Source organism: Paenibacillus phyllosphaerae (assembly GCF_014192105.1).
GTDB lineage: Bacteria > Bacillota > Bacilli > Paenibacillales > Paenibacillaceae > Paenibacillus_Z > Paenibacillus_Z phyllosphaerae.
The window spans coordinates 19,934-43,222 of sequence record NZ_JACHXK010000023.1 but is presented as its reverse complement, the minus strand read 5'-3'; the positions used below and the strand labels follow the sequence as shown (position 1 = coordinate 43,222).

Sequence of the window (23,289 nt, the reverse complement as noted above, 5' to 3'; positions counted from 1 at the left end):
TTTGGACTTGAAACGAAGAAGGTCCCCGTAATTCCGCAAGCCCGAGGGCGACCCGGAGGAGGGGATCTTTTTTCGCTTAACAGCATATATATTTGCCATGAATATACCTATTTTGCAAGCTCGGGTGTGTGATAAGATGAAGCAAATCCGCTGTGGATAAAATATAGAATCGTTTAGGAGAATGGAAACCATGTCTGTGTCCAACAAGTTTGACCGCCTCCGACTAGTGCTGCTGCTCGGCGCTTTCTCGGCGCTTGGCCCGCTTACGATCGATATGTATTTGCCGTCCTTCCCGCAGATCGCCGACGACTTCGGTACCCAGGCTTCGCTCGTTCAGCTGAGTTTGACCGCATGCCTCATCGGATTAGGCGCGGGTCAGATCATTATGGGACCGTTAAGCGACGTGTTCGGGCGGCGCAATCCGGTTATTATTTCGCTTCTTTTCTATCTGGCTGCTTCATTCGCCTGCGCCGTCTCCCCGAATATTTATTGGTTTATCGCCGCCCGATTCGTGCAAGGCTTCGCGGCTTCCGCGGGAATCGTTATCTCCCGGGCCATCGTGCGCGATGTATATAGCGGCACGGAATTAACGAAATTTTTCTCCCTGCTCATGCTCGTTAACAACTTGTTCCCGATGATCGCGCCGATGGCCGGCAGCGGCGTCATCTCGTTCACGACATGGGTCGGCGTGTTCTTCGTCCTGAGCATTGTCGGCTTGCTGCTCGCGATCGTCGCCACGACGAACCTGAAGGAGACGCTGCCTGCCGAGAATCGGGTACCGGCCAACTTCGGGGAGCTGCTCAGCGGCATTCAAATGCTGCTGAAAGACCGGCAGTTTGTCGGCTATGCGCTGGCGCAAGGCATTATGATCGGCGGCGTGTTCGCCTACGTGTCGGGAACGCCGTTCGTCTATCAGAATATTTACGGCGCTTCTCCGCAGCTGTTCGCTCTGTTATTCGCTTCCAACGGCATCAGCCTGATTATCGGCTCTCAAGCGGTTGGGCTGCTGAGCAAATCGGTCTCGGAACGCAAGTTCGTCTTGATCGGGTTGCTGCTCGCTTGCACATCCAGTCTCACGGCATTGATCGTCATCCTGTTGAAGGGGCCTTTGCTGGCATTGGTCATTCCGTTGTTCTTCTTCGTTGCGTCCATCGGTATGACCGCTACGGCGTCCTTCGTATTGGCGATGGGCTCGCAGAGCAGCCGTGCCGGCAGCGCAGCCGCCTTGCTGGGCTTGCTGCCTTTCGTCATCGGCGCCTGCACGTCACCGCTCGTCGGCGTGGCGGGGGAGAATTCCGCGGTTCCGATGGGAGTCATCATCCTGTCCACGAGCCTGCTTGCGCTGCTCGCGTTCTTCGGGCTTGCCCGCAAGCCAAGAGGGGCGATGGCGCAGCATAATTCGGCGACGGCTAAGTCGTCCACATAGCGGCGCAAATAAAAAGGCGATCTGTCGGTTAGACAGATCGCCTTTTTCTATACGTATATGAAGCGTGATGACTAAGCGGTGCGAACCTTCGGTCTTGATTGTTTGCCGCCCGCGGCACCCCAGCCGCCTTGAACATTCTCCATATCCTCGCGCTCAAGCGTCTCGGGAATATCTTCGATCTCCGGTTGTTTCTGTTCAGCAGCCTCTTCGTTCAATACTGGTTTGACTTCTTCCGTCATGCTGCATGCCTCCTTTTCCTGCTGTTAACTTCAGTCAATCCTATCGTAGCTGTTTTTACTCGATGCTCCTATACCGCATTTAGGGTATATTTATCGGCTTGGCCAGCCGCCGTGAATGGTCGATTGGTAAAAAATTGTTAAGAAAGGCGGGATTCGCTTCATATTTGCTCCGAAACGGTATAGGGTGATAATAACGAAATACTAGAATCGATCGGAGGATGAGCATGAGCCGGAACATAGAAGAGGCAAGCGAGCTTGGCACAGGGCAGCGTACAATGAAAGCCATGGTTTACGACCGCTATGGAACGACGGAAGAGCTGAGGCTGGAAGAAGTCGAGGTTCCTTCGCCCGGAGAAGATGAATTGCTGATCGCCGTTCACGCTGCCTCGGTCAACTCCTGGGATTGGGACCTTTTGCGGGGGAAGCCGTACATCACCCGCCTCGGCGGATTTCGTAAGCCCCGCTATCGTATTCTGGGGGCGGATATTGCGGGTACGGTCGTTGCCGTTGGAGCCGCCGTTAAGCGGTTCCGGCCGGGAGACGAAGTATTCGGGGATCTGTCGGGCTGCAATTGGGGCGGATTCGCGGAATATGTATGCGCCCGCGAAGCGGCATTGACCTTGAAACCTGCCGGTATCAGCTTCGAGCAGGCCGCGGCGATTCCTCAGGCCGCCGTGCTTGCCTTGCAAGGACTGCGCAACAAAGGCCGGCTCAAGAAGGGCGATAAGGTGCTTATTAATGGAGCAGGCGGCGGAGTCGGCACGTTCGGGATTCAGTATTGCAAGTGGATCGGGGCGGAAGTGACGGGCGTGGATAGCGGCGCCAAATGGGAGACGATGTTTGCGATCGGGGCGGACCATGTCCTGAATTATGAGCAGGATGATTTTACGAAGCAAGGAATTCGCTACGATCTCATTCTGGATGTCGTCGGGAATCACTCGGTTCGATCCATTCAGCGCGCGCTCAAGCCTGGCGGCATCTATGTCATGGTAGGCGGACCGATGCCCCGGCTTCTTCAGACGCTGGTGGTATCGCCGCTGAGCGCGCGGTTCCACAAGAAGCAGCTCACGATACTTGTCCATCGACCGAATCATGACGATCAACTGGTCTGGAAGGAGCTTGTCGAGAAAGCTCAAGTTACGCCTGTCGTAGATAGGTGCTTCCCGCTCAGCGAAGCGGATCAAGCGCTCCGGTATCTTGGTGAAGGCGCAGCGAAGGGGAAAGTGGTCGTGCGAATAAAGAACTAGTCAGACGCGCATTCGCGCCAGCTCGACTAGTACAACGGAAGGAATGGCAGCCCTCTGAAGGCTTGCCGTTCCTCTTCGTTCTGCTAGGTGGTGACGAGCTGAGGCGTCTTGTTCGTCTGCTGCCAGAAGGTTATGAGCTCTTGCGATCCTGCCGCCATGCCGAAATAAGTACCGACTGTCTTGACGGTCATGTCGTGTTCGGCTTGCGAGAAGGCCGCGCAGGCATCTTGCACGAGCACGATACGATAATCCAGCATAAACCCGTCTCTTGCGGTAGATTCGACGCACAGATTCGTGCTTACGCCGGTCATGATCAACGTTTCGATCTTCATCGTTTGCAAGACCGATGCGAGCCGCGTATGAATAAACCCGCTGTACCGATGCTTGTTGACCACGGTTTCGTTCGGCAGCGGAGCCACCTCGTAGAATTCCGCTCCCCAGCTGCCCGTATGGCAGATCGGGTTCTTGCCGTCTTGGAAGCGCGATACCCACACCTCCGAATCGGTTGCCGCTTCATGGTTCGTCTGCAGGAAAATAATCGGGACGCCATGCTCGCGCGCAGAGGCTAACAGGTTATGCAGGTTCGGCATCATGGTCTTCACGGCGCTGACATCAATACCGAGTTTGGCGATTGCCCCATCGGGATGGCAGTAGTCATTTTGCACGTCCACCACAATCACGGCCGACTTCTTCTGGTCTAAGTTCGCATTCAATTTCTCCAAGCCTCTTCACCTGCTTATCTTAGGATAGCCTTGATCGATCAGGCTTTATATGGGTATTTTTCCATTGGGCTGTCGTTATTATTACAACTTGCGCGATTGGGAAGCCAGTTGAGGCAGACTGGAATACGAAGAAAACTTGGGAAGGAATCTATGTCATCTATGAAATCTATGAAATCTAAGCCATCGACCATACCTTTCCGATGGGAGCTACATATGCTTTAGCATCCCATAAAGTAAGGATGTGATGGTATGGCTATTGGCATCAAGTACTCCACGGGTCCCGTCGAGAATGCGATCCGATTGGACACGCTCCCGGGGCTCTCTCGGGTTGTGTTTGCTAAAGTATTAAATAACGGATCGCGGCGAACGACGGTTACGGTACGCCTCTTTCGGCTCAACGGGGCGAAAGTGCTGGTTGACTCGCGAACGCTGACATTGAACCCGGGTTCGTCCAGCGTGGTCGATCTGGTCGTCGCCGACCTCTTCCAATTCGAAGTGCAGTTTATCGTCCGCAATAAGAACGTACTCGTGTCCGCATGGGGTAAGAACCGTAATGGCGTTCCGGTTGCTGTCCACCGATTTACGCAGCAAGAACTAAACAAAACGTTTATCGATCTGTAACGGCGCAGCGCCAGGCGGAGGATCAAAGCCATATTTCGACAAGACTACCGGACGAATCGGCCGGTAGTCTTATTCGTGTTGGACATGCTAGATTTTCGTTCCTAAATTAGTTAACGACATAACAAATTAGGAAATCAAATAGTAAATGGCATTAACTTATTTTTACAAAATTAGCACTTTACAACCTTTTTGAAAGCGCTTATATTTGTCATTGAAGGTAAACGATAACCGGATAACAATTGTATTAATAACTAAAATACGAATCTGATATCGTTTGTTACCGATGTTTTGTGGACTTTCTCGAGGCATGCATTCAGGCAGAAGCAGGAGAATGCTCGATCAGAAAAGGGAGGTTACCGTATGAAGAAATGGTTGATGGGTTTGACGATGATTAGCATGGCGGCTGGACTGTTCGGCTGCAGCAATGACAATTCGTCAACAGGCGCTACGACGTCCGTGATGGACGATGGCGCAGGAGAGCAGGCAACGTCGCTAAAATATTGGACGTTCGTTGAACTGCACGGCCAACATTTTCAATCGATGCTGAAGAAGTGGAACGAAGCCAATCCCGATCGTCAAATCAAGCTGGAAGTATCCGTCATGCCTTATGACGACATGCATAACAAGCTCTCCATCGCGCTGCAGACCGGCCAAGGCGCGCCGGACATCTCGGATATCGAGGTCGGCAAATTCCCGGACTTCCTGAATGGCACGCCGCAGCTGGAATCGCTGAACGATGTGGTGGAGCCTTATAAGGATTCCATCGTCAAGTCGCGGTTGGATTTGTATACGAAAGACGGCACGGTGTATGGGCTTCCTACGCACGTCGGCGCCGCTGTAGCTTTCTATAACACGGAGATTCTGGAAGAAGCAGGCGTAGATTACAAGTCGATCGTCACGTGGGACGATTACAAGAAGGCAGGCATTCAAGTCTACGAGAAGACGGGCGATTACATGGGAACGGCGGACACGAGCGCAGGTTGGCAGATGTCGATGATGCTCGCCCAGCAAGGCAAGGATTTCACGGATGATTCGGGCAAACCGGTCGTTAATTCGCCGGAAATGATCAAGGGCCTTAGCATACTGAAGGACCTGCAGAAGAGCAACGTCCTTGCGACGGTTGCCGGCGGACAACCCGATACGGAAGAAGCTTACGGCGAATTCAACAGCGGGAAGTATGCAAGCGCCATGATGCCGTTCTGGTTCATGTCCCGCTTCGTTAACTACATGCCGGACTTAAGCGGCAAGATCGCGATCGCGCCGATTCCGGTCATCGAAGCTGGCATGCCGACTTCCTACGGCGGCGGCGGTACGGGCACGGTCGTGACCAAGCAGGCCAAAGACGTGCAGCTGGCCAAGGACTTCCTTGCCTACGCGAAGCTTACGCTGGACGCGAATATCAACATTTGGAATACGCTCGGCTTTGACCCGGTCAACACCGAAGTGTGGACGATGGACGAGGTTACGCATAACAAGGACAACAAGTTCGTGCAATACTTCCAGAACAATCCGTTCGAGGTGCTGAGCGAGATCAAGGACGGCATCTCGCTCATCAAGTCGACGCCATCCTCGCCGACGCTCAACAATGTGCTCAATACGACGACGCTGAACGAAATCTTCGAGAGCGACGCCGATGTAACGGAAGCGATTAACGAGGCACAGAGCCAAATCGAGCAGCAATTGAAGTAGACCATTTGTTCGAACTTGGCTGATCAGCTACCCTTGCTCTTCGAGGGTAGCTTTATTTTCAAATCGGAGGAGGGCTGAATAGTGGTCAAGCGCTTTCTTTATTCGCAAAAGGTTGCCCCTTATGTCTTTGTCCTGCCGTTCGTGCTCGTCTTCTTGATCTTCTGGCTCTATCCGCTCGCCAGTTCCGTCGAGATGAGCTTCCAGAAGGTCATGCTCGGACAGTCGGCGCAGTGGGTCGGTTTCGATAACTACGCGAAGCTGATCGACGACTCGATGTTCCTTAAGGCCGTCATGAACAGCGTCATCTATACGGTACTGACGCTCGCGATTCTTATTCCGTTCCCGATGATGTTCGCCGTCCTGATCAATGCCAAGTTCATGTGGGGTCGCGAGCTGTTCAAATCGGTCTTCTTCTTCCCGGCGCTGACCTCCGTGGTCGTAGCGGGCACGATCTTCCGCCTCATGTTCGGAGAGATGGAAGGGTCGCTGATCAACAGTCTGCTCGGGCTGTTCGGGGTCGAGCCGATCAAGTTTCTGAAGGGGCATACGACCGGCTTTGTCGCGCTGCTGTCGCTGGCGGCTTGGCGCTGGACGGGAGTGAATATCCTCTATTTTCTCGCAGGGCTGAAGAACATTCCGGAGGACTACTATGAAGCGGCTTCGATCGACGGGGCTTCGACCTTCCAGAAATTCTGGACCATCACGGTGCCGCTGCTCAAACCGACGACGGTCTATGTGCTTACGATCAGCATCTATGCCGGCATGGCCATGTTCGTCGAGAGCCTGATGCTGTGGAATGGCAACAATTCGCCTCAGAATATCGGTCTGACCATCATCGGCTACCTCTACCGGCAAGGGATCGAGAAGAACAATCTCGGCTTCGCGGCGACGGTCGGCCTGGTGCTGCTGCTCGTCACGATGATCATCAATCTTACGCAGCTGGCCTTATCCGGCTTGTTCAGGAAGGAGTCCTAAGATGGAAAGAAGGGCACGCTTTAGCAAAATTCTTCTCCTTGTCTTCTTCAGCTTACTCAGCTTGTTGGTGCTGCTTCCGTTCTACGCGATAGCGCTCGCGTCCTTCAAGCCGGGCAAGGAACTGATCCGTTACGGACTGAACTTGAAGTTGGACTTCTCCGTCATGAGCCTGGATAACTACGCCTTCCTGTTCTCGGGCAATAACGATTATTTCACTTGGTTCTTCAATTCGATGTTCTTGACCATTCTGCAGGTCGTCCTGACGTTAATCATCAGCGCCACCGTCGCATACGGATTCGCCGCTTATGAGTTCAAAGGAAAAACGTTCTTGTTCATCTGCGTGCTCTTGATCATGATGGTGCCGTTCGAAATTTTGCTGCTGCCGCTCTACCGGTTGATTTTCAACCTCGGTATGATGAATACCTACTCGGCAATTATCCTGCCAGGCATTGCGAACGCTTCGACAATCTTCTTCTTCCGGCAGTACTTACTTGGTGTGCCGAAGGAGATGATTGCGGCCGGACGCGTCGACGGCGCGAGCGAATACGGCATCTATCTGCGCCTGATCCTCCCTGTCATGAAACCGGCTTTCGCGGCCATGGGCATCCTCAATGCGATGGGCAGCTGGAACAACCTGCTGTGGCCGTTCATGGTCTTGAGCAATCCGAGCAAGTTCACGCTGCCGATCGGTCTGAAGACGCTGCTCACGCCATACGGCAACAACTATGATCTCCTGGTCGTCGGTTCGTTCTTCTCGATCATTCCGATCTTCATCCTGTTCGTCGCCTTCCAGAAGTATTTTATCGATGGCATGACGGCAGGTGCGGTGAAAGGATAGCGCAGGTTAAATTTGGGTTAAAAAGGAAAAATATGCGCCGTTTTGCGTAACCTTTCGGGAGGCTGGGTCGTCTATGTAGCGATGTCATTGGTTTGCGTCTCAAGTTGCGAGACTTGGCATGCAGCAATGACCGATTCCTAATCTCGGAAGGGGATGAATAAGGTGATACTCGGGAAACGCATGCAGAAGGCAACGCTCATCGTCGCTATTTCGGTTACGTTCATGACGGCATTGGCAGGATGCGGCAAGGACAAGGAGGACTCGCCGCCTGAAGAAACCGCACCGGCTGCGGATAATCAAGGCTCGCAACCGTCTAATGAGGTCTCGGAGCCGACGCCGTCGGAGGAGCCGGCCGATTCGGTCGTTGATCCAGGTGCGACCGAGCCGTCGGAAGACGAAACGCAGTCCTTAGAGGAAGTGTCCGCGAAGGACGGCGAGAAGTTTTTGGCGGCGCTGAAGAAGAAGGATACCGCGGCGTTATCCCTCCTGATGGCTCCGGCGGAGAATGAGTATACGGAAGCGGATATGGCCAAGGTGCTGGAAGGCTTCCAATTGTACTTCGACAGCCTGGATGAGCTGACGCTGCGCTTCGAAGCCAATGAGCAGAACGACGAGTACTTTATCGAACGCTATGCAATCGAAGGGAATAAAGATGGCAAAGCGCGAGTCCTGCCGTTCGAAGTGGAGTATGCCAAGTCGCAAGGGATGGCGAACATTCGCGATGATGCCAAGCGGGTAACCTTATACGACTCGCCGCTCATCGGCCAATATCCATATGCAATGCTCGAGGTTGAGCGTTACGTGCAGGCGCTGCTGGAGAAGGACACGGAAAGCCTGGCGCTGCATCTGGGCATGTACGACGACAATGCGGAGACGAAAGCGGCAGTCGATCAGGCGCTCAAGAAGTACGAGGAGTCGATCGATCTGGGCACGGTAAAGGTCATCGCCAAGGGCTACGATGGACAGGGGAAACAATTCTCTTATGAGCTTCGCGACAGCAAGCAACAGACGCACGAACTCCGGATTGCCGGGGAGGAAATGAAGATCGTGGACGATTGGGCGGCGGTTCAAGCGGCGCAATAGAATCGCGATGACGTAAGGCAACCGGTCGGCGGATCGGTTGCCTTTACGTTTTTACGGATAACCAAATATTACCTTCAGGTTAGAAATTTCCTTTGCTAAACTGTATGGATGTGAATTGAAATTTCTGCACTGGGGGCTTGGACATCTTGGTTCATTCTGCATCATCCAAATTTATTACTTTGCTTGTCATTCTTGGTCTGCTGTCGGCAGGGGGCGGAGCCGTATCTGCAGCGCCTTCGTTAGCCGTCGGTCTGCAATCCTCGCAAGGATACCAATCTGCTTGGACTTTCGGAACTGCTTCGATCGGCGAATACGATCCTTCGCTTGCGGTGCTCCATGCATACGCGGACGGATCCGTGCTCTACGGCAAAGTGCCCGTCTTTTCCGGAACCGGCAGATTTATGGAGATTGGTCTTCTGAGCCGCAACGGCACCATCGTATGGAAGCGAAGCGGGGCGATATTTAATGTGCACACGCAAGGCGAGAAGCTTGTTGTCCACGACTCGGCGCCAGGCTTCGATCACCGCGTAGACCGGTTCCTCACAATCCGGCCCAAAGATGGCGCAGTCCTGGGGACATTCAATACCCAATCGAAGCTGGGGTTGGACTATATCGATGATACCAACGTTTCCATTGATGATGCGGGGCGAATCTACATCGTTAACGGGGCATCTTTGTATGCGGTATCCGCCTCGGGAAGCCTGTTATGGAAGAAAACGTCGGAGATCCCGGCGGACTGGTCCTCGGATGCGATATTCGCTCCTCCGGTACAAGGTCCTGACGGCCATTTGTATGCATGGACAGGATGCTACGCAAGCCAGATGTGCAGCATGATCGGTGATGATCAGTATCGGATTTTATCGTTTGACGTTCAAGGTAAGCTCCTTTGGTCGGCGCAATTCGAGAACTCCACCGATGCGTTGAATTTCCAGGACGACCGTGTTGTCGTCGGCAATAGCTTCTCGGATATGTTCGCCGCCTTCTCCACGGTTGACGGCAAGAAGCTCTGGTCCTATCAAGCGGCATCCGGGCCTTGGAACATGGTGGAGACGGAGACCGACCCGTTCGGCTGGACCTTCATTGATGCCGTGGATAGCAATGATTACGGCGGTGCGTATACACGGTATGTCACCGCGCTGGACGAGAAAGGCGCGAAGCGCTGGCAGTTGAAGCTGGGCGAAACCCAATACCGGGTGTCCGGCTATTCGGCCGACGGCAAGTTTCTGTTCGTGGAAGGCGACAACGCGATGTATACGGTCAGTCGCTCTGATGGAAAAGTGACTTCGCGGCGCGCGAATTATCAGCCTGCAAGCAAGTCGGCGGCATCCCTTGGGCTTGTCTCCGGTCCGAATGTAAAGTGGAGCGAGCATCAGTTCACGGCGTTCGACCGATTCTACCGCAGTGCAAACGCAACACCGGATGATCAATCCTGGGTCTATAAAGCGGCGCCATCGACGGCAAACTGGGCGCCTGTCGGGAATGTAACGTTCACGGCGCCCCCCTATGCGCTGTGGATGACCGCCCCGAATTACGACATTATCGTCTGGACGAGCAGTCAGATTCGTGTATTCCGTCCGTCTATCTCGCCGGTATCGGTGTTGCTCAACGGATCGCCTGTCGTCCTGACCCAGCCGGCGATCGTAACGAACGGCGTTACGCTAATTCCGCTTCGCGGGTTAATGGAGAAGGCCGGCGTGAAATTGGAGTGGAATCCGGCTACGGCAGCCATTACCTTAACGAAAGGCAGCAGTAAGATACGCTTGACGGTAGGCAGCAAGACAGCCGTCGTCAACGGCAAAGCCAAGGCGTTGGAGGTTGCGCCGCAAGTGAGGAACGGGACGACCATGGTTCCGCTTCGCATGATCTTGGAGACGCTGAATGCAGCCGTGACTTGGGATGTCGCGACGCAAACCGTCGATATTCGAACGGAACAATAACGTAGCAACATGAACGCAAGGGCAGCCGATCATCAAAGAGGCTGCCCTTGCATTTATTATAGGGGCAATCTAACTTTACTGGTGCGTCGTTTAAGAGATATGACCATAAAATGGGAGGAGCGAGTAGTGATCAAAGTCATTAGAAGAATAACAGACGCAGATATTGACGGCGGTACCTCGGAATACGTGGAGGCGGTATCTCGCTACGGGTCTAGAGGAATCTTGGTCGACGACGAGTTGAACGTGGCGATGATGCATGTGGGGCGTAAGGACCTCTATAAATTGCCGGGCGGCGGCGTGGATCCTGGGGAAGATCCACAGGCGGCTTTCTTGCGCGAAATTAAGGAAGAAACCGGATACGAGGCGGAGATTATTCAGGCGATCGGTTATATTGAGGAGCATAAGGCGCGGAATGCGTTCATGCAATACTCCTATTGCTATATAGCGCGAGCGCTTCGTCAATCCGGCGCAACGCAGCTCACGGCGAGCGAACAGCGGCTCGGGCTGGTCATCCAATGGATGACGCTCGAATTGGCAGTAACCGCGATGGATCACTCGATCGAGAATTGCGCGGACTACTCCACCTTGTTCATGCTCGTACGGGATCGGACGATTCTTCAGCATGCGCATGCAATATCTTTGTTCGAATCGCTGCGGTGAATAACATCACCGACAACCAAACCATACATTCCTCAAACAGCGTCGTCATCGAAAACGGCGCTCTTTGTCATGCGTACCTCTTGCTATTTGCCGCCAATCACATGCCTCTCGTTACGTTAAGAGTGGTCCTATCCCTTGCCATCCTGACTACTAGGAAAGGCACGATGTACAAATTGAGGTAGCAATTTTAGAACAAGTCACAATTCATGCACTTGTACATTGAAATGAACGATGGCGGGGAATAGGATAGGAATAAGTAAATATGTTAGATTATCTGACATTCACGAACGTCGTTACATGGGGGCGGACTACAGAACGCGAACTTCCCGCAATCGGGAGCTGCGAGCTTCGATTGGCGCGAATGATGAAGCGATTGGAAAGGGAGAGGTACACATGAGCTTAGAGGCATTGAACGAACGCGTGAAATTGGATCTTTCCTATCTAGCCTACGGCGGAGCAGACTGGCTGAAGCCGGCGGAACATCCCGAAGGGCATGTGTATGACGTCGTCATCGTCGGCGGCGGACAGAGCGGACTAGGCACCGCATTCGGGCTGCTGCGGGAGCGGATTTCGAATATTCTGGTGATCGACGAGAATCCGGAGGGCTGGGAAGGCCCGTGGGAAACCTATGCACGCATGGAGACGCTTCGCACGCCGAAACATCTGACCTCGATCGATCTCGGCATGCCTTCGCTAACCTTCCGATCCTGGTGGGAAGCGCAATTCGGGACGCAAGGCTGGGAGGCAGTGGGCAAAATTCCGCGCGGCGATTGGATGAATTACCTCCGTTGGTATCGGAAGGTGCTTGAGCTGCCGGTACGCAACAATGCGAAATTAGCGCTGATCGAGCCGCTTAGTGATGGCATTCATCGTCTGCACATTGAAGGAGCGGGAGTGCCATCCGGCTCGCTGCTCACCCGCAAGGTCATCCTCGCCACAGGCATTCAGGGCGGCGGCGAATGGCATGTGCCTTCTATGATCGCCGATCATCTGCCGCGCAGTCTCTATGCGCATACGTCGGAGATGATCGATTTCACGGCGCTGCATGGGAGGAAGATCGCGGTTCTCGGCGGCGGCGCCTCGGCTTTCGACAATGCCAACTATGCACTGGCGAACGGCGTCGCGGAAGCGCATGTATTCGTACGGCGGAAGGAACTTCCGCGAATCAATCCGATCCGCCAGATGGAAGGCTCCGGCATGATCGAGCGGTACCCGGTTCTATCGGATGAGGACAAATACAAGGTCATGGCGCATTTCTTCCAACATAATCAGCCGCCGACGAACGATACTTTCGAGCGCGCTTCGGCGTGGCCCGGCTTTCAGCTTCATCTAGGTGCACCTTGGCTAAGCGTTAAGGCGACGGATGAAGGCGCTGAAGTCACTTCGACGGCAGGTACGCATACCTTCGATTTTCTGATCGTCAGCACCGGCCTGCTTACCGATCCGGCGCTGCGTCCGGAACTGAAGCTGATCGAGAGCCATATCGCCCGCTGGGGCGACCGCTATCAGGCGCCTGCGCATCAGGCGAATGCGATGATTGACGCGCATCCGTATTTGACTCCTGGCTTTGCCTTCACGCCGCGCGATGAATCGGGCTTTGCGCCGCTGCATGGCATCTTTACGTTCAGCTATTCCGCGCTGATCAGCTGCGGGATCTCGGCATCGGCGTTGTCGGGCATGAAATACGGCATTCCTCGGCTAGTCGCCTCGGTTGCCAATGAGCTGTTCCACGATGACCGACACGCGCTCTTGAAGCAATTTTATGAATATGATGTACCTGAGTTCGTCGGCCAGTGGCCGAAGGAATCTTCCTCTTAATGCACAGGCATTCATCCGCCGTTACATCTTATAGGCAGCACGGAAGGGGAGGCCGCAGCGGCCTCTCTTTTTTTAAGACTATTCTGCCTCATTCTCCCTTCGCCAAAACTCGACTCCGGACCCCCGGCAAGTGTATGATAAAGCTATTGGCTTAAAAGGGTTGGAGGTTTACATACATGTATCGCAATATGGAAGAATGTATTCTTGACTTGGAGAAGCACGGGCATCTCATCCGCATTACGGAAGAAGTGGATCCCCATCTGGAGATGGCGGCGATCCACCTGAAAGTTTATGAAGCAGGGGGACCTGCGATCTTGTTCGAGAAGGTGAAAGGCTCGAAGTTCCGCGCCGTATCGAATTTGTTCGGTACGTTGGAACGCAGCAAGTTCATTTTCCGCGACACATGGGATCAGGCAGGGGATGTCATCGCGCTGCGCAGCGATCCGATGAAGGCGCTTAAGAGCCCGATGAAGCATGTGGGCACCGGACTAGCCGCGTCGAAGGCGCTGCCGAAGAAGAAATCCGATGGCGTTCCGGCCGGGATGCAAGAAATCCGCATCTCGGACCTGCCGCTCATTCAGCATTGGCCGATGGACGGAGGAGCGTTCATCACGCTTCCTCAAGTGTACTCGGAGGATCCGGACAAGCCCGGCATCATGAATTCGAATCTAGGCATGTACCGGGTTCAGTTAAGCGGCAACGACTATGGGATGGACCGGGAAATCGGCCTACATTACCAAATCCATCGGGGCATCGGCGTTCACCAGTCGAAGGCGAACAAGAAGGGCGAGCCGCTTAAAGTGAGCATCTTCGTCGGCGGTCCGCCTGCGCATACGCTGTCTGCCGTCATGCCGTTGCCGGAAGGATTAAGCGAGATCGTTTTCGCGGGACTCCTTGCCGGAAGGCGTTTTCAATACAGCTACGATCAAGACGGCGCATGTATCAGCCACGATGCGGATTTTGTCATTACGGGCGAGATCTACCCGGCCGACACGAAGCCGGAGGGACCTTTCGGCGATCACTTGGGTTATTACAGCTTGATCCATGATTTCCCCGTTATGAAGATCAAGCATGTCTATGCCCGTCAAGGCGCGATCTGGCCGTTCACCGTCGTCGGCCGTCCGCCGCAGGAGGATACGGTCTTCGGCGCGCTCATTCATGAGCTGACCGGGGATGCGATCAAGCAGGAGATCCCTGGCGTGCAAGAGGTGCATGCCGTTGATGCGGCAGGGGTCCATCCGCTGCTGTTCGCGATCGGGAGCGAGCGGTATACGCCATATGCGCAAGCGAAGCAGCCGACCGAGCTGCTGACGCTGGCGAATCGGATTCTCGGGACAGGGCAGCTGAGCCTGGCCAAATATTTGTTCATCACGGCGGAGAACGAGCGGCCGCTCGATTCGCATGACGAGACGGAGTTCCTCGCGTATATTTTGGAGCGGATCGATCTGCGCCGCGACATCCACTTTCAGACGAACACGACGATCGATACGCTCGATTATTCGGGTACGGGGCTGAACACCGGGAGCAAGGTGGTGTTCGCCGCTTATGGTGATAAGTTGAGGGAGCTGTGCCGCGAGGTTCCGCAGCCGCTATTGAAGCTGGAAGGCGAGTTCGGGCGCGCGCGGCTTGTTATGCCGGGTGTCGTTGCCATTCAAGGGCCGGGCTATGTGGATGAACCGACCGAGCACGCGCGGATCCGCCAGCTGACGGAAGCGCTGCAAGCGCAAGGGTTGACGGAAACGTGCCCGATGTTGATCCTGTGCGACGATAGCGCATTCTTCAGCGAGAACATGAGCAACTTCCTTTGGGCGACCTTTACCCGCAGCAATCCGTCGCACGACATTCATGGCGTGAACAGCGGTTATGCGAACAAGCACTGGTATTGCGACAACGTCATTATCGATGCGCGGATCAAGCCGCATCATGCGCCGCCGCTTATTCCCGATGAAACCGTACAGCGGAAAATCGAACGATTCTTCGCGCCGGGTGCGGTTCTGGGTGGATTGAAGTCCTAAGTAACGCAGCGCCGTTATGAGCCGCCGTCCTTCAAGGAAGGCGGCTTTGTTCATTTTGAGCCGATATAATGGATGACCGGTAGATGTACAGCAAAAAGAACCTGTCGCTGGGGGAAAGCAGCAGCAGGTTCTTTTGTGCTCCTTGCGGTGGAACCGGTGTAACACACCAATCTTCAAAGGTTGCACGTTAGCGGAAGGAGATGGAGCTTGTCTTAAGCCCTGGTCAAGGAGCTCCAACGCACTTCCAAGTGCACGTCCTATCCTCAATGTTGCCGAGAAATTGCCATTTCATACCTGCTTGAATTCGTTAAACTTCATGGGCGAGCAGCCGATCGATGGCCGCACGCAAGTAGGTATGGAAAGCCTGTTCCTTGCGGGGCTCTAGCTGGCCGGAGATGGCTCGGTCAATCCGTTCGAAATTGTCGATCAGATGGTCAGCCTTCATGCCGCGCTTCTCCAGAATATTGTTCAGCCAAGCCGCGTAATCGGTGAAGGTCTGCTGGCGCCTAAGCGCATAAGCGGTCTCGAGGTAACGGAAGTGGTGTTCGTTATCCTCCATGCATTTGCGTTTGCCCGCCTCGCCGAATCGTTCCATCAGCTCCGGATAGGCTTCATAGATTCCGGCCGTAATTTGTTCGATTATGGCGGCGTACTGCGTAAGATTCACGCGGTCACTCATGTCGCCACGACCATAAACCTGCCGATTCTCGGGACAATGCCGGCCAATTCCGGATCGGGATATTGTCTCTCGAGCGCTTGGATTTGTTTGTACTCTTCACTGGTTACCCACGCCAGATAGGCCTCTTTGCTCTCCCATTCCATATGTACCGTAAGCTCGCCGGCCTTGGCCTCGTTGAGCAAGAGGAGGAACTTGACGAATCCCTCCGCTTGATCGACGTTGCCGGAACGGCTCTGATAGATCCCGATGACCTCGTCCGCTTTATGCGGAGGCACAATGAAAGTAGAATGTATGATATACATGGGCATCCTCCTTGTTAGGTGGTTGTACGATTATCCTACCGTCGGGATCGCTGAAGCGTCAAGCGCCTGGATGCGATATCCGCTGATATCGGGAAGCATGACAAGAAGTATAAAAACCGCCAACAGAAAGCGCATTGTCGCAGATGTGCTTCGAATCTTAGGTTGATGAAAAAGAACCCCGACGATCGGAAGGAATCGTCGGGGCTCTTTGCAATAGGAGTGCTGCTCGCGGCTACTTAGATACCCGCAGGCCTCTCTCGTTATTTGGTACCTCGGGGGCTTAACGTTTTAGCTTACCGTCAAACCTTGTTCCACATAGCTGCGCGTCCAGCAATCGCCGCTAAGGACGAATTCCCAGAATCCGCCGCCGCCGGAGCCGTGCTCGGTCTCCTTCACGTTCAGCACCTCCAGTTTGGGCGCGGTCCATGCCTTCTTCCCGATACGGCCTTCGATCTGTTTGTCCTCCATGTTACTCATCCTCTCCCTCATTAATTGCTGCAGCCGCAGTTCTGGAAATCGATCGTGTGCGACTTTTCCTGATTGCCTGCCTTATCCGTGCTTAGGTATTCGATTTTGTACGTGTTACTCGCACTGACCGTGAACGGCCCCGTGTACGTCATCCATTGCGTCCACCCTTTGCTCGTGTAAATACGATATTTGATCGCATTTACGCCAGAGCCGCCAACATTGTCGGCAGCTTCCAAGGTAACGGTAAGCTGCGTGATATGGATGCCGTCTTCAGGCTTAACCGGCGTCAGGCCGGCCGTTGTTTTTGGCGCAACCGTTTCCTTCGGAACCGTTAACTTGCCGTTCACATAGGAGGTATTGCATGCATTCACTTGGACGGAAGCCGACGACTTCATGGCGCCATAGTTGAATTCGACCTTGTACTTGCCTGGCTTGATGCCGTAGAATGCGTATTTGCCGTCCTTGTCCGTCGTCGCGGTAAGGCCGAGCTCAGGCAGCGTGACCGTTGCGCCTGCGATTGCTTTGCCGTTGCCGTCCGTTACTTTGCCGCTGATTGCGCCCAGAATGGAAGTCAGCTGAGCATTCAACGTGGTTGCTTTGCTGCTGCTCTCTACCTTCACGTTCGTTACTTTCTTGCTGCTGTAATCGACCGCTTGGAATTCAACCGTATAGACGCCGAGCGAGAGCTTGGTCGAATAGACGCCGTCCGCGCCAGTCTTAAGCGTGAGCGACTGTCCATTCCCCGTAATAGACACGGTGGCATTCTTTAATGCAGCGCTGCTCGTACCCGTTACCTTACCGGTCAACGTTCCGGTCTGCTTCACGAGCTGAGTATCGAGCGTAACGGCTTTATTGCCTTCGATACGTACGTTGCTCGAGACTTTAGCCGTGTACCCGGAAGCAGACACCGTAAGGGTATAGGTGCCGGGGGACAGCGTAATGGCATACTTCCCGATACGATTTGTATCAAAAGAGGCATACGTTTTGCTGCCGATTGTGACCACTACCTTGGCGCCTTCGATCGGCTGCTTCGATTCGTTCGTGACCGTGCCGGATACTTGTCCGTATTTCCACGCCAAAGCGGCATCCAGCTTCGTCGTGTTCTTGTTCGTAATCTTCACGTTCGAGAACGTCTGCGTCGCATAATTTGTTGCGGATACGGCTACCGTGTAGGTGCCAGTCGGCAATGTGAGTTCGTAGTCTCCGCTCTTCGCGCTGGGCTCAGCCACCCAATATTTCTTGCCGTCCGTAATTGTGACCTTCGCATCTGATCCAATAATGGCCCCTTGGAAGCCGGTGACCGTTCCTTTCAAGTACCCGCTGCTGCTTCCGCTAGACGAATGGGCCTGTACCTCTGCTTGTTGTAGAGGAGCCAACACGCCTACGATGATGGCGAGCATCAGTATAAACCCTTTCAGTATGGTGCGTGACTGAATAAAATTACCCATAATGTCTACTCTCCCTGTGTCTTTGTTGAGGTCAAAAGAAGGATGAACAATCGAATATAAGGCTCAATCCTTACGTCTTCGTAGAACTAATGTACTATAAATGATACAAAATGTATACAATTAATATGAGAAAATGGAAGAGTGATAGGAATTCCTGAACGTGAGGGACTAAGTGCTCATACGGTGTAGAAGGGATCGATCTCTCGGATTCAAATGAAGACTTGCAACTATTCGAAGAGCTTAGTCGTTGATAGAATAGAGGGTGGGAAGTTATGGAAGAGGCAAGGCGTTAATCGAAGAAATCAGACCAAAGGTGAGTGACAATGAACAAACGTATGAAGCGCATGCTTCTTGCAGGATTGGCATGCATGACGATCGGCCAGGCGGGATTGCCGGCGGCATCGGCGGCATCGGCCTCTGTCGCGACGACAACGATACAGCTTGACGGCTATCCGCTAACCATGCCGGTCGAACCGCTTGTCATCAGCGGAACGAACATGGTCCCGTTCCGGGCAATAGCCGTAGCGCTTCAAGTCGAAGTCGCATGGAATGCCGCGAGCCAGACGATTACAGCCGTGAAGCAGGTGAACGGCGTCGACCGTACGGTCGTCCTGAAACTAAATGATAAGAAGGCGACCGTGAACGGGACGACCGTGCTGCTCCATGTCGCCCCCATTGCCAAGAACGGCAATACGCTAGTGCCGCTTGCTTTCTTCAGCAGCCAATTCGGCGCGAAAGTAGCTTGGGACGGACCTACGCGCACGGTGACTATCCAGTCCCCGGTGGATGATCTGTATACGCTCGGTTATTATGCGATTTCCTCCTACAGCGAGGCGGCTTATGTCAGCCGGTTCGATTCCGTTGCCTTCGGGTGGTCGCGCATTGACGGCGACGGGAAGCTGACCTTATCCGGCGAAACTTTCAGGTGGCCGCAGGCAGCGGGCGAGACGACGCCGGAGTCGCTGGTGACGGATGCGGGCGCGCAAGGCACGCTTCCTTACTTCATGGTGTTCGGCGAAGACGGCGACGGGGAGCTGACCAAGCTGCTGAACGATCCGATGCTGAGCCAAGCGGCGATCGATGAGATGATCCGCATCGCGCAGGAGAATCGGTTCGGCGGTATCGCGCTTGATTTTGAAGGACTTGGATGGACCGGAGACTTCGAGCAGGCGCAGCAATCTTACACCGCCTTCGTTAGTGCGCTCGCCGAGCAGGCGAAGCCGCTGGGGCTGAAGCTGTCGCTGGCGCTTCATCCGCTGAACGGCGCCTATCACGGATACGATTATAAGGAGTTGGCCAAGGTTGCCGACGAGCTCGTCATTATGGCCTATCATTATGAGGATGAGACTCGCCCCGAGCCGATGAAGCGGGTCGACGAATCGATCCGGCTTGCGTTGAAGGAAGCGCCGGCCGAGAAGCTGGTGCTCGGGATCTCCTTCGGCAGCGAGGACGAGTCGTCGGTCAATGCCAAGATTGGACTGGCCAAACGCTATAATCTCAAAGGAATCGCGATCTGGCGAATCGGCATTATGGGCCAGGCCGCGATGGCGAAGATGCAGCAAACGATTGTAATGGACTAATTGAAGATTATCTCGAAGCTGTACAGGACTAACCTCCTGTGCAGCTTTTTTCATGGCAGAGCCTGGAGGACTACGCGTGCGCTGGAGAGATAACCCGGTTTGGGGCGCATCCATTCGGCGCGGGGAGGGATATTGCCCCAAACTATGTTACAATGGAGGATAGCTTACTGAAGGAGAGACATTCATGGAACCAGGATTACTGCTAGGATGCGTTATCGTACTGTTGATCATATGGCTGCTGCGTGTCAAGTACGTCAAATACGGCGGCGCAGGGCAGGCCGCCAAGGAGCTGCGGCTGCTTACGTCCAGCCAGCGGGAAGGAAGCAGTACGCCGGAGGACCTGCCCCGGTGGGAGGACAGCCAACGCCGGATGGAGAACTATCTGAGCGAATACAATAAGCTCAACATGGAGATTCGCTTCACCGAAGCCTTCTTGTTCTATTTGGAGCAGCATTACCCTGCTGACCCTCGCGTAGGCATCCTCCAAGAAAGCGCCGCCCACCGCAAAGATTCGATCTGGGGCTTCAAAGTGAACCGTTAATGGAACGGCTGCTGCTATGCAGCCGTTTTTTTTGTTATTCCAAAGTTGCCGGGTGCAGCAGATGGATCCCCTTTCGTCTCGCGGATCGGCACTTGGTCGTGCGACGATCGGACTAATTGTTGTCGAATTTTAACATGCCATTTCGTAGATCACATGTTAGAATTAAATATTGCTCCAAATTACGAGTCATTTCGACGAAGGAATGGGATATGAACGAAATCTCTGTTGACTTCCTGACAATCCTGCTGCCATCGTATTTATTCTTCTACATGGCAATTCGCTTATATGTTCGCAACCGCAAGAGCGAACTGAACCGGCTGGCCTCATTTTTGATGCTGTCGCTGCTGTTCTACTTCCTTGGCGAGTATACGAAGAAGGCGCTGTTCCCGCCTCAATGGGAATCGCATATCGTTCTGATGTGGAATGCCCCCATGCTGCTGATTGCAATCAGTCTGCTTGTGCATATCTGTCTGATCGTCAGCGGACAGATCTCGCGGCGGAACAAGCGGTTCATACCGATTATTTATGCTTCACCCTTAGTGTTACTGGCGGTGCTGCTTGCCGTGTATTCGCCGGGTGCGCTATACCGGGTCGAGGTGAAGAACGGGCCGAGCCCGCTTCACCCTATGCTGCTAGCCTTGGCGCTATTCTTCGTCGGGGTCTACATGCTCTCGTCCGTCTCGATTCTGCTGATCTCCTGGTTCAAATCCAAAGAGCCCAGGCGCAAGAAGCTGCTGCTGAATCTGCTGCTCAGCATTCTGATGCTCTTTGTCTGGCTGTTCGTGGTTACGCTGCTGCTGCAGATTGGCGTGCTGACGAGCCCCTCGGCGATGTCCTGTTACTTCACGGGGTTGTTCGTCTGGCTCTTGCTTATGCAGCGCGCGATCAGCAAATACGATTTTTTGCCGGACTTTCGCAAGCGATTCATTACGTTATTCCAATCGGCGCCTACGGCAATTATGATGTTGGATGGCGAGGGCGGCGTTCGCGAGATGAATCCGAGCGCCAAGTCCATGTTCAATGGCCTGAAGAACCGGACGGGCGTCATTGACGTGGCAGGCCATCTTTATTTCGAAGACGGCACATGCCTGACGGAGCAGCTGGGAGCCTATATCTCCGCCAAAAAGGAAGGGATGGGGCTGGCGCTTACGCTGCGCATTCCGTTCGAGCAGCCGGCCGATATGATGGCCAATCTGGATCGGATCACGGACGGGGATGAGACCTTGCTCGTCCTGCATTTGATTGATGTGACGGTACTGAAAGAGACGGAACGCCGCCTCGTCGAATCCGAACGGAATTACCGGTATCTCGCTCATCACGATACGCTGACCGGTCTTTGCAACCGAGCGTATTTGCAGGAGTTGGTTGACCAGAAGGTGCAAGATCGGGAGCGGTTTGCCTTGATTCTGATCGATCTCGATGATTTCAAGGCGATTAACGACCGCAACGGCCACCTGGTCGGCGACAGTTACCTCGAGCATATTGCCCATGTGCTGAAGGCGCACGCGCAGGAAGGCGATATCCTAGGCCGGATCGGCGGCGACGAGTTCATCGTCATCTTCCCGATGGGGAAAGCTCCGGTCTTGCAAGCGGCTCGCGACCGGCTGCAGGCGCTTACGATTCGGCCTTTCATCGGATACGATTTGCTTATTCCGATATCCTTCAGTGCCGGGGTGGCTTTATATCCCGAGCATGCGCCTAATTTGACGGAACTGATCCGGAAGGCGGACGAAGCCATGTATAGCGTCAAGCGCAGCGGGAAGAACGATCTGGCCGTCTATACGGCAGAAGACATATTGGCGCTGACGGCAAGGGAAGCCTGACCGTGTCGCGCATCACAAAAAACGCCCTGCAGCTTGCTGGTACGCAAGCATGGCAGGGCGTTTTTTTGGCATTTGGGTATGAGCGCATCTCGCTAGCTGAACAAACGCATGAACACAATACCGGCAAAGGCGGTGAGCATGCCGGTCAGTTCCAACCGCGTGAACCGCTCCTTCACGATGAAGCGGGTATAGAGCAGGACTAGCAGCACATTCAGGGCGACGATCGCAGATACGAGACCGGCTTTGCCGAGTTCAAAAGCGCTCAGGATGAGCATCATGCCGACGGCATTCGTGATGCCGACCCCCATCCCGACGAGGAACGTGCGCCCATCGCGCCACTGCGGCTTCGAAGCGGTTCGTGCTGCGGGGTGAGCTGCGGCCGGATGTGATCCCTCGACACTGGCGACCTGAACCACGCGCTTCAAGGCAGCCTCCGTACGCCAATCGCGAAGACGCCATAGGCCGAAGCATAACGTGCCCGTGGCGAACATGGCCAATAGCGTGGGATAGAGCGGAGCTTCGAGCATTCGCGAATATTTGCCCGTCAGATCGTTGCCTGCGAACATGAACAGGGCAAGGAGGCCCCATTGCGCCCCTTGCAAATTATGCAGCGTAATATCGTTGGAGTAGCGCACCAGAAGAATGCCGGCAATGATGATGACGAAGGCGACGAGCTGGGAATAGGTGAGCCGCTCGTTCCAGATGAAGAAAGCAACGATCCCGACGACGACGGCCGGCAGTGCGGTAATGATCGCCACGACCGAAGCTTTGCCGACTTTGAACCCTTTGAACATGCTTGCGTTAGCGGCAAAAGAGAATAATCCCATCTGGACGCCGATCCAAGCTTCGTTCGTCCATTGCTGACCGGAAAATCCCATACACACGGCGCAGATAACGACTCCCATGAAGAATGTCCCGCATAGCAGCATATTGCGGTTCAGCTGCTGTTGACTGGTCCAATGGTAGAACGTGCCGCGCAAGCCGAAACTGACCGCGGCGAGCAAGGAAAATACTAACCACATCGTTGCTTGCCGATCTCCTCTCGATCGCTTGAAGCGCTATTGTATATCGAATGATGAACTATTCGCCGGATAATAGGCTGTGCTATAATTGTTAAATGTTGGAATATGGAAGCGATTTAGCCGCTTACTATATCCTAACAGAAATTGCTCGGATAT

21 protein-coding genes are annotated in these 23,289 nt (G+C 54.2%); 14 read left to right on the top strand and 7 right to left on the bottom strand.

The window, feature by feature from the left end:
* Positions 1-190 precede the first annotated feature (190 nt).
* Entirely contained in the window at positions 191-1,426 is a 1,236-nt protein-coding gene (locus tag FHS18_RS29365) for a multidrug effflux MFS transporter (protein WP_183603966.1), read from the top strand.
* Positions 1,427-1,497: 71 nt separating this feature from the next.
* Here the strand turns inward: FHS18_RS29365 and FHS18_RS29360 are convergent, their stop codons facing one another.
* The gene (locus tag FHS18_RS29360; protein ID WP_183603965.1) at positions 1,498-1,665 is read right to left on the bottom strand and encodes a hypothetical protein; all 168 of its coding nucleotides are present in this window, start codon (positions 1,663-1,665) and stop codon (positions 1,498-1,500) included.
* A 224-nt stretch (positions 1,666-1,889) separates the two neighbouring features.
* Between FHS18_RS29360 and FHS18_RS29355 the strand changes: the two genes are divergently transcribed.
* Positions 1,890-2,912 carry an NAD(P)-dependent alcohol dehydrogenase gene (locus FHS18_RS29355; RefSeq protein WP_246427988.1) on the top strand — a complete coding sequence of 341 codons (1,023 nt, stop codon included), beginning with the start codon at positions 1,890-1,892 and terminating at the stop codon, positions 2,910-2,912.
* An 83-nt stretch (positions 2,913-2,995) separates the two neighbouring features.
* Here the strand turns inward: FHS18_RS29355 and FHS18_RS29350 are convergent, their stop codons facing one another.
* Positions 2,996-3,634, bottom strand: a complete 639-nt coding sequence (locus FHS18_RS29350) for a cysteine hydrolase family protein (protein ID WP_183603964.1) — start codon at positions 3,632-3,634, stop codon at positions 2,996-2,998.
* Positions 3,635-3,883: 249 nt separating this feature from the next.
* Here FHS18_RS29350 and FHS18_RS29345 point away from each other — a divergent pair, with 249 nt between their 5' ends.
* The 9 genes from FHS18_RS29345 (at position 3,884) to FHS18_RS29305 (ending at position 15,270) form a co-directional block, all read left to right on the top strand.
* Positions 3,884-4,255: a hypothetical protein gene (locus FHS18_RS29345; protein ID WP_183603963.1), complete on the top strand. Its 372-nt coding sequence runs from the start codon at positions 3,884-3,886 to the stop codon at positions 4,253-4,255.
* 360 nt (positions 4,256-4,615) lie between these two features.
* Positions 4,616-5,944 (top strand): ABC transporter substrate-binding protein, encoded by a 1,329-nt coding sequence (locus tag FHS18_RS29340; protein WP_183603962.1) that lies wholly within the window; start codon positions 4,616-4,618, stop codon positions 5,942-5,944.
* 81 nt (positions 5,945-6,025) lie between these two features.
* Positions 6,026-6,919, top strand: a complete 894-nt coding sequence (locus FHS18_RS29335; protein WP_183603961.1) for an ABC transporter permease subunit — start codon at positions 6,026-6,028, stop codon at positions 6,917-6,919.
* A gap of 1 nt (position 6,920) precedes the next feature.
* Positions 6,921-7,757, top strand: coding sequence for a carbohydrate ABC transporter permease (locus FHS18_RS29330; RefSeq protein WP_183603960.1), 837 nt, complete (start codon positions 6,921-6,923; stop codon positions 7,755-7,757).
* Positions 7,758-7,919: 162 nt separating this feature from the next.
* Entirely contained in the window at positions 7,920-8,840 is a 921-nt protein-coding gene (locus FHS18_RS29325) for a hypothetical protein (protein WP_183603959.1), read from the top strand.
* A gap of 146 nt (positions 8,841-8,986) precedes the next feature.
* Positions 8,987-10,777, top strand: a complete 1,791-nt coding sequence (locus FHS18_RS29320) for a stalk domain-containing protein (RefSeq protein WP_183603958.1) — start codon at positions 8,987-8,989, stop codon at positions 10,775-10,777.
* A gap of 126 nt (positions 10,778-10,903) precedes the next feature.
* The gene (locus tag FHS18_RS29315; protein ID WP_343060730.1) at positions 10,904-11,437 is read left to right on the top strand and encodes an NUDIX hydrolase; all 534 of its coding nucleotides are present in this window, start codon (positions 10,904-10,906) and stop codon (positions 11,435-11,437) included.
* Between the two features lie 393 nt (positions 11,438-11,830).
* Positions 11,831-13,255 carry an NAD(P)-binding domain-containing protein gene (locus FHS18_RS29310; RefSeq protein WP_183603957.1) on the top strand — a complete coding sequence of 475 codons (1,425 nt, stop codon included), beginning with the start codon at positions 11,831-11,833 and terminating at the stop codon, positions 13,253-13,255.
* A 176-nt stretch (positions 13,256-13,431) separates the two neighbouring features.
* The gene (locus FHS18_RS29305) at positions 13,432-15,270 is read left to right on the top strand and encodes a UbiD family decarboxylase (RefSeq protein WP_183603956.1); all 1,839 of its coding nucleotides are present in this window, start codon (positions 13,432-13,434) and stop codon (positions 15,268-15,270) included.
* Between the two features lie 307 nt (positions 15,271-15,577).
* Here FHS18_RS29305 and FHS18_RS29300 read toward each other — a convergent pair whose 3' ends face one another.
* The 4 genes from FHS18_RS29300 to FHS18_RS29285 all read right to left on the bottom strand — a co-directional run bounded on the left by FHS18_RS29300 (position 15,578) and on the right by FHS18_RS29285 (position 18,167).
* The gene (locus FHS18_RS29300; RefSeq protein ID WP_183603955.1) at positions 15,578-15,949 is read right to left on the bottom strand and encodes a hypothetical protein; all 372 of its coding nucleotides are present in this window, start codon (positions 15,947-15,949) and stop codon (positions 15,578-15,580) included.
* Positions 15,946-16,251 (bottom strand): antibiotic biosynthesis monooxygenase family protein, encoded by a 306-nt coding sequence (locus tag FHS18_RS29295; RefSeq protein ID WP_183603954.1) that lies wholly within the window; start codon positions 16,249-16,251, stop codon positions 15,946-15,948. Before FHS18_RS29295 ends, FHS18_RS29300 begins: the two co-directional genes overlap by 4 nt.
* 288 nt (positions 16,252-16,539) lie before the next feature.
* Entirely contained in the window at positions 16,540-16,728 is a 189-nt protein-coding gene (locus FHS18_RS29290; RefSeq protein ID WP_183603953.1) for a paeninodin family lasso peptide, read from the bottom strand.
* Between the two features lie 11 nt (positions 16,729-16,739).
* Complete coding sequence (locus FHS18_RS29285) at positions 16,740-18,167, bottom strand: carboxypeptidase-like regulatory domain-containing protein (protein WP_183603952.1); 1,428 nt, start codon at positions 18,165-18,167, stop codon at positions 16,740-16,742.
* A 323-nt stretch (positions 18,168-18,490) separates the two neighbouring features.
* Here FHS18_RS29285 and FHS18_RS29280 point away from each other — a divergent pair, with 323 nt between their 5' ends.
* The 3 genes from FHS18_RS29280 (at position 18,491) to FHS18_RS29270 (ending at position 22,111) form a co-directional block, all read left to right on the top strand.
* Positions 18,491-19,747: a stalk domain-containing protein gene (locus tag FHS18_RS29280; protein ID WP_183603951.1), complete on the top strand. Its 1,257-nt coding sequence runs from the start codon at positions 18,491-18,493 to the stop codon at positions 19,745-19,747.
* A gap of 184 nt (positions 19,748-19,931) precedes the next feature.
* Positions 19,932-20,288, top strand: coding sequence for a hypothetical protein (locus tag FHS18_RS29275; protein ID WP_183603950.1), 357 nt, complete (start codon positions 19,932-19,934; stop codon positions 20,286-20,288).
* A 209-nt stretch (positions 20,289-20,497) separates the two neighbouring features.
* Positions 20,498-22,111 carry a sensor domain-containing diguanylate cyclase gene (locus FHS18_RS29270; RefSeq protein WP_183603949.1) on the top strand — a complete coding sequence of 538 codons (1,614 nt, stop codon included), beginning with the start codon at positions 20,498-20,500 and terminating at the stop codon, positions 22,109-22,111.
* Between the two features lie 92 nt (positions 22,112-22,203).
* Here FHS18_RS29270 and FHS18_RS29265 read toward each other — a convergent pair whose 3' ends face one another.
* On the bottom strand, positions 22,204-23,133 hold the full coding sequence (locus tag FHS18_RS29265) for a DMT family transporter (RefSeq protein ID WP_183603948.1): 930 nt from the start codon (positions 23,131-23,133) through the stop codon (positions 22,204-22,206).
* Positions 23,134-23,289: the final 156 nt, after the last annotated feature.